The organism is Candidatus Sarcina troglodytae, from assembly GCF_015708635.1.
Classification (GTDB): domain Bacteria; phylum Bacillota; class Clostridia; order Clostridiales; family Clostridiaceae; genus Sarcina; species Sarcina ventriculi.
In genome coordinates this window covers 1,398,904-1,415,855 of record NZ_CP051754.1, presented here as the reverse complement: position 1 = coordinate 1,415,855, position 16,952 = coordinate 1,398,904, and the positions used below count along the sequence as shown (strand labels likewise).

13 protein-coding genes are annotated in these 16,952 nt (G+C 26.3%); 11 read left to right on the top strand and 2 right to left on the bottom strand.

Annotation, left to right across the window (positions count from 1 at the left end; all coding sequences use genetic code 11):
* Positions 1 to 333 precede the first annotated feature (333 nt).
* A complete protein-coding gene (locus HH195_RS06345; RefSeq protein WP_196370273.1) occupies positions 334 to 567 on the top strand; it encodes a hypothetical protein in 234 nt (77 codons plus the stop codon).
* A gap of 46 nt (positions 568 to 613) precedes the next feature.
* On the opposite strand, the gene HH195_RS06340 is transcribed toward HH195_RS06345, so the two are convergent.
* On the bottom strand, positions 614 to 2,083 hold the full coding sequence (locus tag HH195_RS06340) for a nicotinate phosphoribosyltransferase (RefSeq protein WP_196370270.1): 1,470 nt from the start codon (positions 2,081 to 2,083) through the stop codon (positions 614 to 616).
* A 187-nt stretch (positions 2,084 to 2,270) separates the two neighbouring features.
* Here HH195_RS06340 and HH195_RS06335 point away from each other — a divergent pair, with 187 nt between their 5' ends.
* The 6 genes from HH195_RS06335 (at position 2,271) to HH195_RS06310 (ending at position 10,452) form a co-directional block, all read left to right on the top strand.
* Positions 2,271 to 4,058: an ATP-dependent helicase gene (locus HH195_RS06335; protein WP_196370268.1), complete on the top strand. Its 1,788-nt coding sequence runs from the start codon at positions 2,271 to 2,273 to the stop codon at positions 4,056 to 4,058.
* Positions 4,059 to 4,217: 159 nt separating this feature from the next.
* The gene (locus HH195_RS06330) at positions 4,218 to 5,054 is read left to right on the top strand and encodes a hypothetical protein (RefSeq protein ID WP_196370266.1); all 837 of its coding nucleotides are present in this window, start codon (positions 4,218 to 4,220) and stop codon (positions 5,052 to 5,054) included.
* Positions 5,055 to 5,198: 144 nt separating this feature from the next.
* A complete protein-coding gene (locus tag HH195_RS06325; protein WP_196370264.1) occupies positions 5,199 to 6,383 on the top strand; it encodes an MFS transporter in 1,185 nt (394 codons plus the stop codon).
* A 170-nt stretch (positions 6,384 to 6,553) separates the two neighbouring features.
* The gene (locus HH195_RS06320) at positions 6,554 to 7,750 is read left to right on the top strand and encodes a M20 metallopeptidase family protein (RefSeq protein WP_055257076.1); all 1,197 of its coding nucleotides are present in this window, start codon (positions 6,554 to 6,556) and stop codon (positions 7,748 to 7,750) included.
* Positions 7,751 to 7,846: 96 nt separating this feature from the next.
* The gene (locus HH195_RS06315; protein WP_055257075.1) at positions 7,847 to 8,821 is read left to right on the top strand and encodes an RluA family pseudouridine synthase; all 975 of its coding nucleotides are present in this window, start codon (positions 7,847 to 7,849) and stop codon (positions 8,819 to 8,821) included.
* Positions 8,822 to 8,838: 17 nt separating this feature from the next.
* Positions 8,839 to 10,452 carry a putative polysaccharide biosynthesis protein gene (locus tag HH195_RS06310; RefSeq protein ID WP_196370262.1) on the top strand — a complete coding sequence of 538 codons (1,614 nt, stop codon included), beginning with the start codon at positions 8,839 to 8,841 and terminating at the stop codon, positions 10,450 to 10,452.
* Positions 10,453 to 10,484: 32 nt separating this feature from the next.
* Here HH195_RS06310 and spoVB read toward each other — a convergent pair whose 3' ends face one another.
* Positions 10,485 to 12,011: a stage V sporulation protein B gene (spoVB, locus tag HH195_RS06305; RefSeq protein ID WP_058991861.1), complete on the bottom strand. Its 1,527-nt coding sequence runs from the start codon at positions 12,009 to 12,011 to the stop codon at positions 10,485 to 10,487.
* A gap of 152 nt (positions 12,012 to 12,163) precedes the next feature.
* Between spoVB and HH195_RS06300 the strand changes: the two genes are divergently transcribed.
* The 4 genes from HH195_RS06300 to HH195_RS06285 all read left to right on the top strand — a co-directional run bounded on the left by HH195_RS06300 (position 12,164) and on the right by HH195_RS06285 (position 16,930).
* Positions 12,164 to 12,790, top strand: a complete 627-nt coding sequence (locus tag HH195_RS06300) for a hypothetical protein (protein WP_235804548.1) — start codon at positions 12,164 to 12,166, stop codon at positions 12,788 to 12,790.
* A complete protein-coding gene (locus tag HH195_RS06295) occupies positions 12,720 to 14,339 on the top strand; it encodes a B12-binding domain-containing radical SAM protein (RefSeq protein WP_243278490.1) in 1,620 nt (539 codons plus the stop codon). The genes HH195_RS06300 and HH195_RS06295 overlap by 71 nt, the downstream gene beginning before the upstream one ends.
* Positions 14,340 to 14,655: 316 nt before the next feature.
* Positions 14,656 to 14,982 (top strand): hypothetical protein, encoded by a 327-nt coding sequence (locus HH195_RS06290; RefSeq protein ID WP_055257071.1) that lies wholly within the window; start codon positions 14,656 to 14,658, stop codon positions 14,980 to 14,982.
* 1 nt (position 14,983) lies between these two features.
* Positions 14,984 to 16,930 (top strand): V-type ATP synthase subunit I, encoded by a 1,947-nt coding sequence (locus HH195_RS06285; RefSeq protein WP_243278488.1) that lies wholly within the window; start codon positions 14,984 to 14,986, stop codon positions 16,928 to 16,930.
* Positions 16,931 to 16,952: the final 22 nt, after the last annotated feature.

Genomic DNA, 16,952 nt, shown 5'->3' with positions numbered 1-16,952 from the left:
AAAATTAACATTAATATGGTAGAATTAAAATAATTATTAATATGTTAACAATTATTTTAATCTATGTTCATTTCATCTTAAGTTATTTATATTTATTTTTAGAACAGAAATACTGTTCTTTTTTATTTTGTAAGGATTTGCAAATACACTTATACTAGTATAACAAAAATAAATAGTTAATACAGTAAGATAATAAATAATAAACAAAAATTAACAACTGAAATAAAAATAAATATGTAAATAAATTCATTTATTATAAAAAACTTTATTTTTTTATAATAATAGTATATAATTATAAAGGGGTATGAAAATTTTACAGTTGGGGGGAGAAGAATGAGCATTTGTCCATTTTGGTCAAGCGGTAATAGAAAGTTTGAATGTTACTCTAAATGTCCAATGCATAAAGAAAATACTAATGAAGACTGTATTTTTTCTTTGTATTTGTCACAAGAGCATAAAAATAAAGGGAAAAAAGCTATAAATATAGACGATATAGATTCTTATATAGATTTTAAGGGGATTGAAGAGGAGATTTTAACTGATATTATATATATAAAGAAATACTAATTAATTAAAGCTATTAAAATAAAAATCTATTTTAATAGCTTTAATATTATTTATATATGTTAGAATATTTATGAAGTAGATTATGTTTTAAATTCCAAAGCCCATCTGATAAGTCTACATAATAAGTATGAGGATTTTCAAATCTTAAAGTTTCAGACCAAAGTTTTGTACTTTCTTCTAGTGCAAACTTTCTAATATCCATAACAGAAGGAGAGTTATACACAAGATTACCTTTATCAAATACTTGAATTAAAAGCTCTCTAGCATAATAATTTTTTATAGTTTTTCTTTTCCATACATGAATAGGATCAAACACTTCTAAATCTTCATTTAAATTGATATCTTCATCGGATAATGCTATTAAATCAACTAAAGCAGCATGTGAGTCTTTATCGAATAATCTATAAACTTTTTTAAAACCAGGATTAGTTATTTTTTCTTCATTTTCACTTATCTTAATTCTAGGAATTATATCTCCGCTGTTATCCTCAACAGCTACTAACTTATAAACTCCTCCAAATACAGGTTCAGATTTGGCAGTTATAAGTCTTTCACCAACACCGAAAGAATCTATTTCAGCACCTTGATTTAATACATCACGTATTATATATTCATCTAAAGAGTTTGAAACCAGTATTTTACAATCACAATATCCAGCTTCATCTAAAAGTTTTCTACATTTTTTGCTTAAGTACGTTATATCACCGCTATCTATTCTAATAGCAGTAGGTCTTATACCCTGAGGTTTTAATACTTCATTAAAGACTTTTATAGCATTTGGAACACCTGATTTTAAAACATTATAGGTATCAACTAAGAATGTGCAATTATTAGGGTATGCTTTTGCCCAAGCTTTAAATGCTTCATATTCATTTCCAAATAATTGTATCCAACTATGAGCCATTGTTCCAACAGCTGGAACATTAAATAGTTGTTCAGCTATAGTACAAGCAGTCGATGAACATCCGCCTATAATAGCTGCTCTAGCACCGTAAATTGCCCCATCATACCCTTGAGCACGTCTAGAACCAAATTCCATAACAGGTCGTCCATTAGCGGCTCTACAAATTCTATTTGCTTTTGTTGCAATTAATGTTTGGTGATTTATTGATAAAAGTATCATAGTTTCTATAAATTGGGCTTGAATAACAGGGCCTCTTACAGTCACTAGGGGTTCATTTGGAAAAACAGGAGTTCCTTCAGGAACTGCAAAAACATCACAACTAAATTTAAAATCTTTTAAAAAGTTTATAAATTCATCAGAAAATAAATTTTTAGATTTTAAATATTCTATATCTTCTTCATCGAATTTTAAATTTGATAAATAATCAATTAATTGGTCAAGGCCTGCCATTATACAATAACCTCCACCATCTGGAACTCTTCTAAAATACATATCAAAGTAAGCTATTTTATTTTCTAAACCGTTTTTAAAATAACCATTTCCCATAGTAAGTTCATAAAAATCAACTAACATGGTAAGGTTTCTAGCGTTTTTTACGTCAAAATTTTTCATAAATAAAGAATCTCCTTAATTTAATGTTATAATAAATATTTTAACCATAAGATTAATTTATTACAATATATTTAGAATTATTATTTGAAAAATGAATAAAATTGTAAAAATTATGGATATTTTATACTATATAAGTCTATAATTATTTTTAAAAAGATTAAATTAATTGTTTATTAAGGAGTAGATAATGAAATTAGATAAGTTTCAATCAATAGCAGTTAAAAAAGAAGGAAAGAGTATTTTAGTTGTTGCACCTCCAGGGTCTGGAAAAACAAGTGTTATTTTAAATAAGGTTAATCATTGTATTTCTAAAGAGGGGATAAATTACAAAAATATTATAGTTATAACATTTACTAAGGCTGCTGCTAAAAGTATGGAAAATAGATATAAGAAGAATTATTCAGACGAAAATATACCGTTTTTTGGAACATTTCACGGGCTTTTTTATAAAATTTTAGTAAGAATTTATAAAAATATATCCATAATAAATAGTAATACTGCATTTTTTATAATAAAGAAACAACTTGAAAGTTTTAATGAAGATATAAGTGATAATAAAGTAAAAGAAATGTTAAATTTAATATGTTTAAAAAAATCTAATATAGAATTAGATTTTTCAAATACTTCTGAAGATATATTTAATAGATGTTATGAAGCTTATGAGAAGTATAAAAGGAAAAATAATCTCTTAGATTTTAATGATCTTCAAAATATAACGTATAATATTTTAAAGAAAAACAAAAATACATTAAATTACTATAAAAGGAAATTTAAATATATTTTGGTTGATGAATTTCAAGATTGCGATATAACGCAAATAAATTTTTTAAAGCTTATAAATACAAATATATTCTGTGTTGGAGATGAAGATCAGTGTATCTATTCTTTTCGTGGATCATCACCCACATACATGGTGAATTTTGATAAAGAATTTGCAGACGCAAAAAAGATTTATTTAAAATATAATTATAGAAGTTCAAAAAGTGTAGTAGATTTATCTAAAAGTGTTATAAGAAGGAATAAAGAAAGAAATGATAAGGATGTTATAAATCATAAAGAAAATTTGGGGAAAACAAGTTTTTTTAGAATTGCAAATGAGAGGGAACAGGGAAAAAATATTGTTAAAATTATTGTTAGCAATAAAGATAAGAATTTTTTTAAGGATAATGCAGTGCTTTATAGGACTAATATTGAATCTAGAGCAATTATAGATAGTTTTATAAAATCAAAAATACCATTTAAAGTATTAGATTCAGAGTATAACTTTTATAATCATTTTATATGTAAAGATTTATTAAGTTATTTAAAACTTTCTATAAATATATGTGATAAAGAATCGTTTTTTAATATAGCAAATAAACCTTTTAGATATATATCTAAGAATCATCTTCAAAAAATTTCAAATAGTAAAGAAAGTGCAGATGTTTTTGATTTGTTAATTGATAATTGTGATATTCATCCATTTCAAGTAAAGAATCTTATGAATATTAGAAAAAATATAGTGGCTTTAAATAAAAAGACACCAGAGAGAGCTATAATTAGTATATTAAACGACCTGGATTATAAAGATTATATAAAATATTATTGCGATAGGTATAAGCAAGATGAGGAAGAAATTTTGAGTATAGTTGAAGAATTTAAAGATGGAGCTTTAGAGTTTGAAAATATTAAAGATTTTTTAAGCCATGTATATAGTGTAGAAGAGAGTTTAAAAGTAAATAGCCAAAAAGATGAAGATTGTGTAGTTTTAAGTACAATACATGGGGTTAAGGGAATGGAATTTAAAAATGTTTTTTTAATAAATGCAGTTGATGATTATATTCCTCATAAAAATTCAAATAATTTAGAAGAGGAGAGGAGAATTTTTTATGTTGGAATTACAAGAGCAATAGATAATTTATATATTTATAGTCCTAAATTTATTAATAAAATTTCTAAAAATACTACACCTTTTGTAGATGACTTATCTGTTTGAGAATTATTTATGTAAGGATTTTATGAAATGAAATAAGATTAATGGATAAATTATGTTCTAGAGGTAATTATGTATTTTAATAATTATAATAAACTAGTATAATATTATGAGTAGTTAAATTATACAAGTGAAAAATAAAATGGAGGAAAGACATAAAAAATGGCGGAAAAATCTTTAGACATAAAAACAATGGAAATAGTAAAAGAATTATCAGACAGAGGAGTTAGCAATGCTGATATTGGAAATATTTTAGGAGTAAGCGATAACGTAATAAACGACATAGCAGAGGGTAAATATGATGTTAAATTAAGAGAAATTAAAGAAGATTATGTAGAATTAAAATCTGATTATGAATCTTTAAAAATTTTATATGAAAGATTAGGGGAAAAGTTAAATTTAGTAGCTAATGAAGCTATGGAGAGTAAGAAGGCGTTAGTAGATAAGGAAAGGGAGTATTCAGAACTTCAAAGAGAAGTTTTATTTATGAGACAAGACAAAAAAAGAATAGAGTTTTATTGTAGTAAAGCAACTGATGAATCTAAAGAATTAAAAAATAAGGTTGATATATTAAACAAAGAAATTATAGAAGCAGTTAATACAAGCACTATTTTAGAAAACCAAGTATTTAATTTAGAAAGAGATAAAGTTGACTTAAAGCAAGAAGAAGTACAAAAATATAACAAGTTAAGAGATGAAAAAAGAGAATTAGAAAAAGAAATAATAGATATAAAAAGTGAGTTAAACATAAAAGACAACAAGATATTAGATGTTGAAAAAGAAAATATCAGATTAAATAGTAAAATTAAATCTCAATTAGAAGAATTAGAAATGAAAGATGAGAGAATAAAAGATTTAGAAGATGAATTAGAGGAAAGTAACGAGAATATTGCTGAAATAGAAGAACAAAACATAATGCTAGAGAAGCATATAAAGAAGATAAATGAGAAAAAGTTTATGGGTTTATTTAAAAAAAGAGAAAGAGATAAAGAGGAATAATATTTAAATTTAATTGGTTTAGTAAAAGTTAATTTTAATTAACTTTTAAATTATTTTCAAATGAGTTATTATAAATATGGTGTAGATACTTAGTAGCTATACCATATTTATTTTTATATATAAAATACAGAGGAGAAAGATTTTATGAATAAAGTTATGAATAGGAGTATTTTAACACCTATTTTAATTGCTTTACCTAGTTTGGGACTTGGGTTATCATGGAATATGAAAAGTACTGTTTTGACACTTTTAGTTAAATCAATTACTTCATCAGATTTCAAATTAGGCATTATAAGTGCAATAGGACCGGTAACTGGAATGATATTTCCTTATTTATCTGGGGTAATAAGTGATAGAAGTAATTTTAAAATAGGAAAACGAAAGCCATGGGTATTATTCGGAGGAATTTTAGGTTCAGTATTTTTACTTTTGTTTGGATTTTCTTCTAATTACATAGTATTATTTTTATTAACATTTGGTATATATGGAGCTTTAAATTTTTTACAAGGTTCATATTATTCATGGATGCCAGAAGCGGTGAAGAAAAATCAAATAGGTACAGTTAATGGACTTGGGAAACTTTTTTATTCATTAGGGGGAACTATATTGTTTCTTGTAGGGGTATATCTTTTTTATATAAATAAAGAATTACCATTCATACTAATTTTATGTTGTGTTATGATACCCGTTTTAATTGCATGTATTTTTGTTAGGGAAGATAATGCACACGTAAAACAAAAATCGAAATTGAGTTTTGACTTTATAAAAAATAAAAAAGCAATGAGAGTTTTTATGACTGCATTTTTCTTTTATATAGCTTATGGGCTTATCACTCCATTTTGGATTCCATATTATGCAACAGCTAATCACTTTACAGGTAGTGAAATAAGCCTAGCTTTAACATCATTTACGGTGATAGGATTGATTTTATCATTATTTGTAGGTATATGGTGTGATAAATGGAATAAACAGTACATATTTTTTATAGCATGCATTATATATATAGCAGGTTTTATAATAGGGTGGAATGTATCAAACCTTTATACACTTTGGATATTTGCTATACTTTTTGGGATTGGATTTGTAATAATGCAGGTGGTATTTTATGCGTTAATACCTGAAGTTGCACCTAAAGAAAAAATTGGAGAATATATGGGGATAAATAATATATTTTTATGTATCCCACAGATAATAGGTAGTATTTTAGGTGGTTATCTATTACAGGTAGGATATGGAGAATTGTTATTTCCAATATCTATAGCAGCACTTATTATTGCATGTGTGATAATAGGATATGGAAAATTAGAAGAAAATAAAAAATTAGCTTAGTTTATAAGATTACTGTATTAAAATAAGTTTTATTATTTTAATACAGTTTTTTATATTTAGTTTAATTTTATAAAAAGTGAATTAAATATAAAAATAAATATTATATTTAGTTTTATAAATAATAAAAAGTTCTATATAATATTATTATAATAGCATTAGGAGGATATATTATGAAAATTAATTTTAAGGATGAGGCTTTATTAATAAATAATGAACTTGTAAAGATGAGAAGAGACTTTCATGAACATCCAGAATTGGGGTTTGAGGAATATAGAACATCAAAAATAATAAAAGATTTCTTAAAAAATGAGAATATACCTTATTTAGAGGTAGCTAAGACAGGAGTTTGTGCAATTATAAAAGGAATGAAAAAGGAAGAGGATAAAGAAGAAAAGTGCATAGCTTTAAGAGCAGATATAGATGGGTTGCCTATGGTGGACAAGAAGGTTTGTTCATATTCATCTAAAGAAAAGGGAAAGATGCATGGTTGTGGACATGATGCTCATACAACAATTCTTTTAGGCGTTGCTAAAATTTTGAATAAACACAAGGATTCATTTAGTGGATGTGTTAAATTGTTTTTTGAACCAGCAGAAGAAACTACAGGTGGTGCACCACTTATGATTAATGAGGGGGTATTAGAAAATCCAAAAGTTGATAAAATAGTAGGGCTTCATGTAGAAGAAACGTTAGATGTAGGTAAGATAATGGTTAAAGAAGGGGTTGTAAATGCTGCATCAAATCCATTTTTTATAACAATAAAGGGAAGAGGAGGTCATGGTGCATATCCTCATATGGCAATAGATCCAGTGGTTATTTCATCTCATGTTGTTTTAGCCCTTCAAACAATAGTAAGTAGAGAAATAAAACCTGTAAATCCAGCAGTAGTTACAGTATCTACTATAAATGGAGGAACTGCTGAAAATATTATTCCAGATGAAGTGAAATTAAGTGGAACTATAAGAACTATGACCTTAGAAGATAGGGCTTATGCTGTTAAGAGAGTAAAAGAGATAGTATCATCAATATGTAGCGCTATGAGAGGTGATTATGAAATTAACATAAAGGAAAGTTATCCTTGTCTTTATAATGATAATGAAACAGTTAATTTAGTTAGAGAAAGTGCTAAGACTATCTTAGGAGAAGAAAATATTTTAGAGCAAGAAGCACCAAAGCTTGGGGTTGAGAGCTTTGCGTATTTTGCTCTTGAAAAACCGTCAGCTTTTTATTTTCTAGGAGTTAGAAATGAAGCAAAAAATATAATACATTCAGCGCACAATAGTCTTTTTGATATAGATGAGAGTGCTTTAGCTTTAGGAGTTGCACTTCAAAGTGAAATTGCTTTTAATTATTTGACAAATAGATAAAATAATAATAATCTATACTGTGAGTTAAATGAATAATTTTTAATAAAATTATTCATTTAACATTATTTTTCAAAAAAATTTAGGAGTGAGATAATATTGAAAATAGAAATAGGTTCTAATGAGGCAGGACAAAGATTAGACAAATTTTTAAGAAAATATTTAAAAGATGTACCTTTAAGTGCAATATTTAAAGCGCTTAGAAAAGGAGATATAAGAATAAACGGGGCAAAACAAAAGGAAAAATATATTTTAAATGAAGGAGATTTAATAGAGATAAAGTATTTACAAAGTAACATACAAAAAGAAAAGAAAAAGTTAAATTTTCAACAAGTAAATGCTAATTCTCTTCAAATAGCATATGAGGATGAAAATATATTATTAGTAGAGAAGTGGCCAGGAGTTTTGGTTCACTCTGATAGGAAAAATGGGCAGTTAACATTAAATGATTATGTATTATCATATCTAAATGCAAAAGGTGATTATATGCCAGAAAATGAAATTACATTTACTCCAGCACCATGCAATAGATTAGATAGAAATACTTCAGGGCTTGTATTTTTTGGGAAAAATTTTGAATCTTTAAAGATTTTAAATGAACTTATAAGGGATAGGAAGATTAGAAAATATTATTGTGCTTTAGTAAAAGGAAAAATAAATGAAGGTAGATACGAAGCATTTATCACAAAAGATGAAGAAAATAATGTATCTAAAGTATTTTATGATATGAAGCCAAATACTAAGAAGATAGCTATGGATGTTAAAATTATACAAACAAATGGAGCATACTCACTTTTGGAAATTGAACTTATAACTGGAAGAAGTCATCAATTAAGAGCACATTTAGCTTTTTTAGGAAATCCAATTATAGGAGATTTTAAATATGGAAATAAAGAATTAAATTCATTTTTTGATAATAAATATGGTTTAAATTATCAATTTCTTTATGCATATAAAGTAAACTTTAAGGAAGTGCCAGAGAAGTTTAATTATTTAAAAAACAAAACAATAGCTGAGGGCCTTCCACCTATATTTAAAAGAATAAAAAAGGATGTATTTAAATTTACAATTTAAAGACAGGAGAACTTAAGATGAAACGTGATTCAATGGGAAGAGGTTTTGCCATACTATCTATTGCAAGTATAGTATCTAAAGTATTATCTGTAATATATGTACCTATACTTACAAGAATAATTGGTGATTATGGTATGGGGATATATGGTAAAACATATGAAATATTTGTATTTGTATACGCACTTACTAATGTAGGGATACAGGTTGCAATATCAAAACATGTAGCAGAACTTGAAGCTGTAGGTAACTATAAGGACTCTATAAAAACATTTAAAATGAGTAGAACTATATTTCTTGTTATAGGAACTGTATTTACATTAGCATTAATGTTTGGTTCTCATTTTTTAGCCGAAATTAGTGGATCATCAGATCTTGTTTATCCATTGATATTTTTATCACCTACAGTACTAATAACTACAGTATTAGTTACATATAGGGGATATTTTCAAGGTAGAAATCAAGCAAAACCATTGGCTGTAACAACTGTTATAGAACAGGTTATAAATGTTGTTTTAAGTCTTGCATGTGCTTATGTTTTAATGAGATTTGGAGCAGTTTTTGGAGCAGCAGGAGGAACAATAGGTACATCTGTTGGAGCTTTAATTGCTTTAATTTATTTAGTTTACATATACAATATTTATGGTGGCGAAAGAGAAGCAAGAGATAAACAAAATCCAGATATTGAAAGGCAAAGCAATAAAGAAATATTTAGAACATTATTAAAATATGCAATACCAATTACATTATGTACTGGTCTTCAAAATCTAGGGAGTATAATAGATATGCTAGTTGTAAGTAATAGGCTTATTGTGGCAGGTTTTAGCCATAAGGAAGCAACAATTCTTTTTGGATTCTTATCAACTAGATATAAAAGCCTTTACAATGTACCAATGGTATTTATAACCTCTTTAGGATATATGGCTATGCCGACTATAGCTAGAGGATTTGCTTTAAAGGACAAAAAGCTAGTTAAAGATAAGATAAATTTTGCATTAAGAATGGCATACATAGTTTCAGTACCAGCAGCTTTTGGACTTGCTATCTTAGCACCAGATCTTTATAAATATTTATATGCCCAAACAGATGGTTCAGGACTTATGATGGTAGGATCAGCTATAATACCTTTAATGGGAATAGTTTTGATACAAGATGTAATACTTCAAAGTGTAAATCAATTTTATTATGTACTTATAGCTCTTGCAATTGGAGTGGGAGTCAAATTTTTATGTGATATGTATCTTGTAGCTATTCCAGCAATAAACATATATGGCGCAGTAATAGGTGGAGTTTTAGCCTTTTTAACTATTTTAATTTTGAATCATTTCAGAATGCAAAAAAGTTTAAAAATTAAAATTTCAATAATTAAGCTCTTAGCTAGACCACTTTTAGCTTCTATTTGCATGAGCATATTAATTATAGCTATAAAACAAGGACTAGGTCTTTTTGTTAACCTAGAGAGTTTAGATGCATTAATAGGTCTTGTACTTTTAATAGTAATAGTTGTCATTGCAAGCTTTGTTTACCTTTGTGTACTTGTATATACAGGTGGACTTAGAAGAGGAGATTTAGAAGATATTTCTCCTAAAATTGTAAGAAAACTTCCAGGATTTTTAAAGAGACGTTTAAGATAAAAATAAAAAAACCATGTAAATTCTGCATGGTTTTATTTTTTTGCATATTTATTTTTAGGAATTCTTTTTATCTTATTATCAAAAATTAAAAAAGAAAAAATTATAAAAAATATAACAAATGCAACAATTACTTCGATTCTATAATCTAAAGTTAAAAAATTTAATATAAAATTTTTAACAATAAGACAGGATAAAATAGATATTAATATATATATTAGCAACTTTCCTATTGATATTTCAAGATTTATATTCTTGTATACTTCATGAATATTTATAGATAAAGATACGATAGATGAAATAAGCATAGTAAGTATATACCCATATATATTTATTGATGGTATTCCTGTAAATATAAATAAGCAAATTATTTCTAAGATAGATATAAAAATATTATTTCTAAGAATTATGCTTTGTTTATCTAATCCATTTAATATACCATACATAGTAGATGATACGAAAGCAAGTGGCATAATAAGTGCTGATAGTCGTATCATTTTACCTAAATCATCTCTTCCGAAAAACATAATGCCTAAGGAGTCAGAAACACATTGAGAAAGTACAGCTGTAAACAATCCAATTAAAAATGAAATTTTTAATACCTGTTTAATTCTTAAAGTGGCTCCAGTATAATCTTTTTTGCTTAAAGTTTGGGATAAATTAGGAATAAGTAAAGTATTTATAGAATTTACTATAATCATGGGAAAGGTGATTATAGAAAGTGCCATACCACCAAATTTGCCAATAAGGGCTAAAGCTTGAGAATAACTAAGTCCTGTACTTATAAGACGTCTTGGAACCATTATAGTTGATATAGTGCTAAATATGTTAAGTAGAAATCCGTTTAGGCATAAAGGAAATGATATTATAAGCACATTAAATAAAAGTTGAAGACTATTCTCTTTTTTTACTATGTTTTTAGGATATTTTCTAATCGTAATTTTAAAATATCCAAATAAAAGTATAAGGCTTTGAAGCTCACCAAGACATAATGATACATAAGCTAATGTAACCAATCCCTCTAATGTTGTTACTTTAAACATAAAAATTAAGATGGCTAAAATAAAAACTCTTAAGGATTTTTCTAAAATATCAATAAATGATGGCATAATTATTTTAGAATCTCCATAAAAAAATCCTTTAAGGATATTTGAAAGGGCAATAAAAATCATAGCAGGACATGTAACCATTATAGCTTTTACAGTTCTAGGATCTTTAATCCAAAAATTGGCTATAGTGGGAGATAGAAAAAACACTAAAATTCCTATAAATAAGCACCATATAAAATTAAATATCGCTACAACTTTCATAGTTTGTATAATATCATGATAATTATTTTTGGAAGAGTAAACAGCTGTAATTTTAGATATAGCAGCTACTATTCCAGCAGTCATTATAGAAATAAAGAGATTATATATTGGCATAACAAGCCCATAAAGCCCCATTCCTTCCGGACCTAAAATTTTTGAAAGATATATAGAAAATATAAAACCCAAAACTCCTGTAGCAAGATTAGATAAAGTTAAAAGAAAGGAGTTTTTATAAAAATTATCTTTAACCATTTAAATAATACACCACCTTATAATGTTTATTTAATATTATTCTGTAAAGCTTAGATTTATGTTAGAAGTTTTAAATGCGTAAAATTTAAATTTTATTATGGAAAAAAATGTAAAAATATTATATAATTAAGTTAACGGTAAGGGGGGATACTATGAGTAACTTGGTTATAAATATGAAAGATGTGAAATTTGGTGGAAATACATTAGATGTTGGCAATGATAATTATGGAGTGATATATAATATATTAAAAGGAGAAGAGGACGAAATAAGTGTTGATTATTATTCAGAGGACTTAAGTAACCAATATAAAAATTTTTATGACAATGGGGTTACTTTTTTTTCATTAAGTCAACTGGCAACTAAAGGAGAGCGTGATATGGTATTAAAAGAAATCTGGCAAAATTTAAAGGTAGGCGGTAATTTATATATTTGGGATAGAGAAAAAAGGGTGAAAGAAATTATAAAAGATAATATAAATGTGTTAATGCCAGATGGCACAACAAAGGAGTTTAAATTTTCTAATATAAATCCATTAGCTGAATTTGGCTTTTTTAATTTTCAAAAAACTTTAGAAAAATATTTTGAAATACAAGAGGGAAGAATTTGTGATAAAATAATATACATTAAGGCTAAAAAGAGAGGAATTATAAATAATGAAGATACTATTAACGGGGATAAATTCAAAGTACATCCACAGCAATCTAGCAGTGAGATATTTAAGAGCATACACAAAGGATTTAAATTTTCAAGGAAAGATAAAAGAGTTTACGATAAATGATAGATTAGAGAACATATTAGAAGGAATTATGGAGGAGAAGCCAGATGTTGTGGCCTTCTCTTGTTACATATGGAACATGGAGTATGTAAAAAGGTTAGCTGAACATATAAAAATTATAGATGAAAACATAGAAATACTTTATGGAGGACCAGAAGTTTCCTATGAAGCACAAGTATTTTTAAAAGATAGTTTTTGCGATTATGTTATAGTTGGAGAGGGTGAGGCTACATTTAGAGATTTTGTTAAGTATAAATTAGGTGAGAAAGAGCTAAAAGATATAGAAGGATTGTATTATAAAAAAAATGATGATATTTTCTTTAATGGATTTAGAAAAGAATTAAATATGAATGATTTAGTATTTCCATATGATAAAGATGATGATTTAGATAATAAAATAGTTTATTATGAAGCGTCAAGAGGATGTCCGTTTAAATGCAAATATTGCTTGTCTTCTGTTATGAATGGAGTTAGGTTCTTAGATGTAGAAAGAGTAAAAAAAGAACTTAAGTTTTTTATAGATAAGGGTGTTGAACTTGTTAAATTTGTAGATAGAACTTTTAATTGCAATAAAAATTATAGTATAGAAATATGGGAATTTTTAAGTAAACAAGATACAAAAACTAGATTTCATTTTGAGGTTGCAGCTGATCTTTTAAGTGATGAAGAAATAGAGGTTTTAAATAAAGCGCCAAAGAATAGGTTTCAATTGGAGGTAGGCGTTCAGACAAGTAATCATAAAGTTTTAAAAAATATAAATAGAATAATTACTTTTGAAAATGTAGCAGAAAAAGTGTTGAAAGTAGCAAAAAATAAAAATGTTATTCAACATTTAGACTTAATTGCAGGGCTTCCACAAGAGGATTATAATTCTTTTAAGAAATCATTTAATGATGTTCATTCGTTAAATCCTAATGAAATACAGCTTGGTTTTTTAAAGCTTTTAAAAGGTTCTGCGATGAGAGATGAGGCAGAAAAATGGGGAATTGTATATTCACCTTATGCACCATATGAAATTCTTAAAAATAATGATTTATCTTATAATGATTTGTTGGAGCTTAAAAAGGTTGAAAAAATTGTTGATAAATATTATAATTCAGGGAAATTCAATAATGTATTACGTTTTTTCTTAAATGGATATGAAACCCCTTTTGAATTTTATTTTGAAATGGCAATGTACTTTGAAAAAATAGGGCATTTTAAAAGGAGTTTAGGAAATGTGGAATATTATAAAGTTCTTTTAGACTTTAATATAGAAAGATTTAATAGAGAAAATGAGAATGTGTTAAAAGAAATAATAAAGTATGATTATCTTTGTTTTAATAAGAAAAAATGGCTTCCTGATTTTTTAATAAGAGATATCTCTAAAGAAGAAGAAAGAAATATACGTTTAGAGCTTAAAAAGAAAGCGCCATATAATAAATCTCATATAGAAAAGTTTAATTTAGATATTTTAAATTATTTAGACAAAGGCGAAGTTGTATGGACAGATAATTATTTAATATTCAACGAAGAAGAATTTGGATATGAAAATAATATAAAATTTATTTAAGAGAACAAGTGAATCGGTATAAGTTATTTAATAACTTATACCGATTATTTTTTATAAATAGAAAATAAATATTGTTGAATTAGTAATATAAAAAATATATAATAAACCAATAAAATCAAAAATATACTATATTTTTAAAAGATAAAAATGGAATAATATAAAAAAATAAATAAATATATTAAAAATTTCAATGAAAACTATAAAACGTATTGTAATTTTTTGAGTTTTGTGTATAATTAAAGTATATTAAGTGTTAATTAATACTATATAAAGTATTAATATATATTATTATTTCTTTAATAAAGGTGGTGAAACTTTGGCACTAAAAGCAATAAATGAAATAAAAAAGGTCGAAGAGCAAGCTGAAGAGATGATTAAACAAGCTCATCATCAAAGCAAAGAGATAATTTCTAAAGCTACGCTACAAGCAGATGAAGAATACAAAAAAATTGTGGATGAGGGTAAAAAGAAAGCTTTTGAAATTATAAATGATGCCGTATTATCTGGTGAGAAAGAGGCTGCTATTTTATTGAAGGATGGAGTAAAAAAATGTGAAAATATTTATAATCTATCTGATGATAAAATCGATAAGGCCATTAAATTAGTGATTGAGAGGGTTGTGAATACAGATGGCAATAGTTAAAATGAATAAATTTACTTTGCTATCTTTTGAATCACAAAAAGAAAAGCTTATAGAAAGCATTCAAAGTTTTTCTCAAGTAGAATTTATAAATTTACAAGATGAAAATTTTCTAGAGAAAAATCAAGAATTTGAAAGCTTAGAAAGGGAAAAAAGTGATTCAAATCTTGCAAAGTGTGAGGAAAATTTATCAAAAGCTAAATCAGCTTTAGACTTTATTGAAACTTACTTACCAAAAAAATCAGGACTTCAATCATTAAAAAATCAAAAAGAAAGTTTAACTTTAAAAGCTCTTGAAAATAAAGTTAAAAGTAGTTCTTGGGAAAATTCTTATAAAATAATTAAAGAAAAAGAAGACAAGCTTTTAGCTTTAGAAACAAAAAAATCTTCAATAAAAGAGGAAATTGATGTTTTAACTCCTTGGAAAGACTTTGATGCATCTTTTAAAGAAGTTGAAAATTTAAAAAAAGTTAGTGTGTTTTTAGGAACAGTTCCAAAACAATATGAAGAAGTAATATTGGGACTGGAAAATGAGTTTAAACTAACAAATGTTGAAGTTATAAGTTCAAATAATCAAGAAATTTATATTTTTTCAATAAGTCATGAAGATGAAAAAGATGTTTTTTTAGAAAAATTAAAGGAATGTGGATTTAGTGCTTTTAATTCAAATTATGAAAAAATGCCTAAAGTTATATTAGAAGATTTTCAAAAAGAAATTTTATCTTTAGATAATAATATAAGTAACATAAGAGAAGAATTAAAAAATCTTACAACTGAAGAAAATGAACTTAAAATGGCATATGAATATTATGGAAATTTAAAAGAAAGATTAACAGTTACTAAAAATTTTTTAAAAACTAAAAAAACTGTAGTTATGCAAGGTTGGATTCCAGTAGATAAAAATGAAAAATTTAATGACGTTATAAAAAGTGCCATAAATGATGATTTTTATTTAACATTTGAAGAAGCTAAGGAAGAGGAATATGATAAAGTTCCTGTAAAACTTAAAAATGGTAAAATAGCTAAAGTTTTTGAATCTATAACTAATATGTATAGTGTTCCGAAATATGGAGATATAGATCCAACACCAGTAATGATGCCTTTTTATCTTTTATTTTTTGGAATGATGATAGCAGATGTAGGGTATGGATTAGTAATGTTAATAGCTTCATTGATTGCTATAAAATTTCTTGAAAATAATCAAAAGAGTACAGATTTTGCAAAGTTTTTTGCATATTTAAGTATTCCTAGTATATTGTTTGGTTTTGTATATGGAGCATTTTTTAATGATGCAATACCACTTCCTGTATTTATAAGTACAACAAAAGATGTTACAACAATTCTTATAATGTCAATTGGTTTTGGTGTTTTTCAAATATTCGTTGGGCTTGGAATAAAAGCTTATATGATGATTAAAAAAGGTGATATATTAGGTGCTTTTTATGATGTAGGTGCTTGGTATATGATTTTAATAGGGCTTGGTGTTATGTTAGGTGGGGGAATGATAGGTTTACCATCTATTACTAAAACCATAGCAACAATTGTAGTTATAATAGCTGCAATAATAATAATTTTAACAGGTGGTAGAGCTGAAAAGTCAGTAGGAGCAAAACTTGGACAAGGTGCTTATTCTTTATATAATATAACAGGTTATATTGGAGATTTAGTTTCTTATACAAGACTTATGGCAATAGGTCTTGCAGGAGGATCTATCGCAGGAGCATTAAATCTTCTTATAGGAATGCTTCCAGGGGGAATTATAGGAATAATAGTTGGAGCAGTAGCCTTTATAGCAGCACATACATTTAATTTAGCATTATCACTTTTAAGTGCATATGTTCATACAGCTAGATTACAATATGTTGAATATTTTTCAAAGTTTTACGATGGTGGTGGCAAGGAATTTGCACCTTTTAAAACTTTAAATAAATATGTAAATTTAATAGATTAATAAAATTTAGGGGGAATTATAC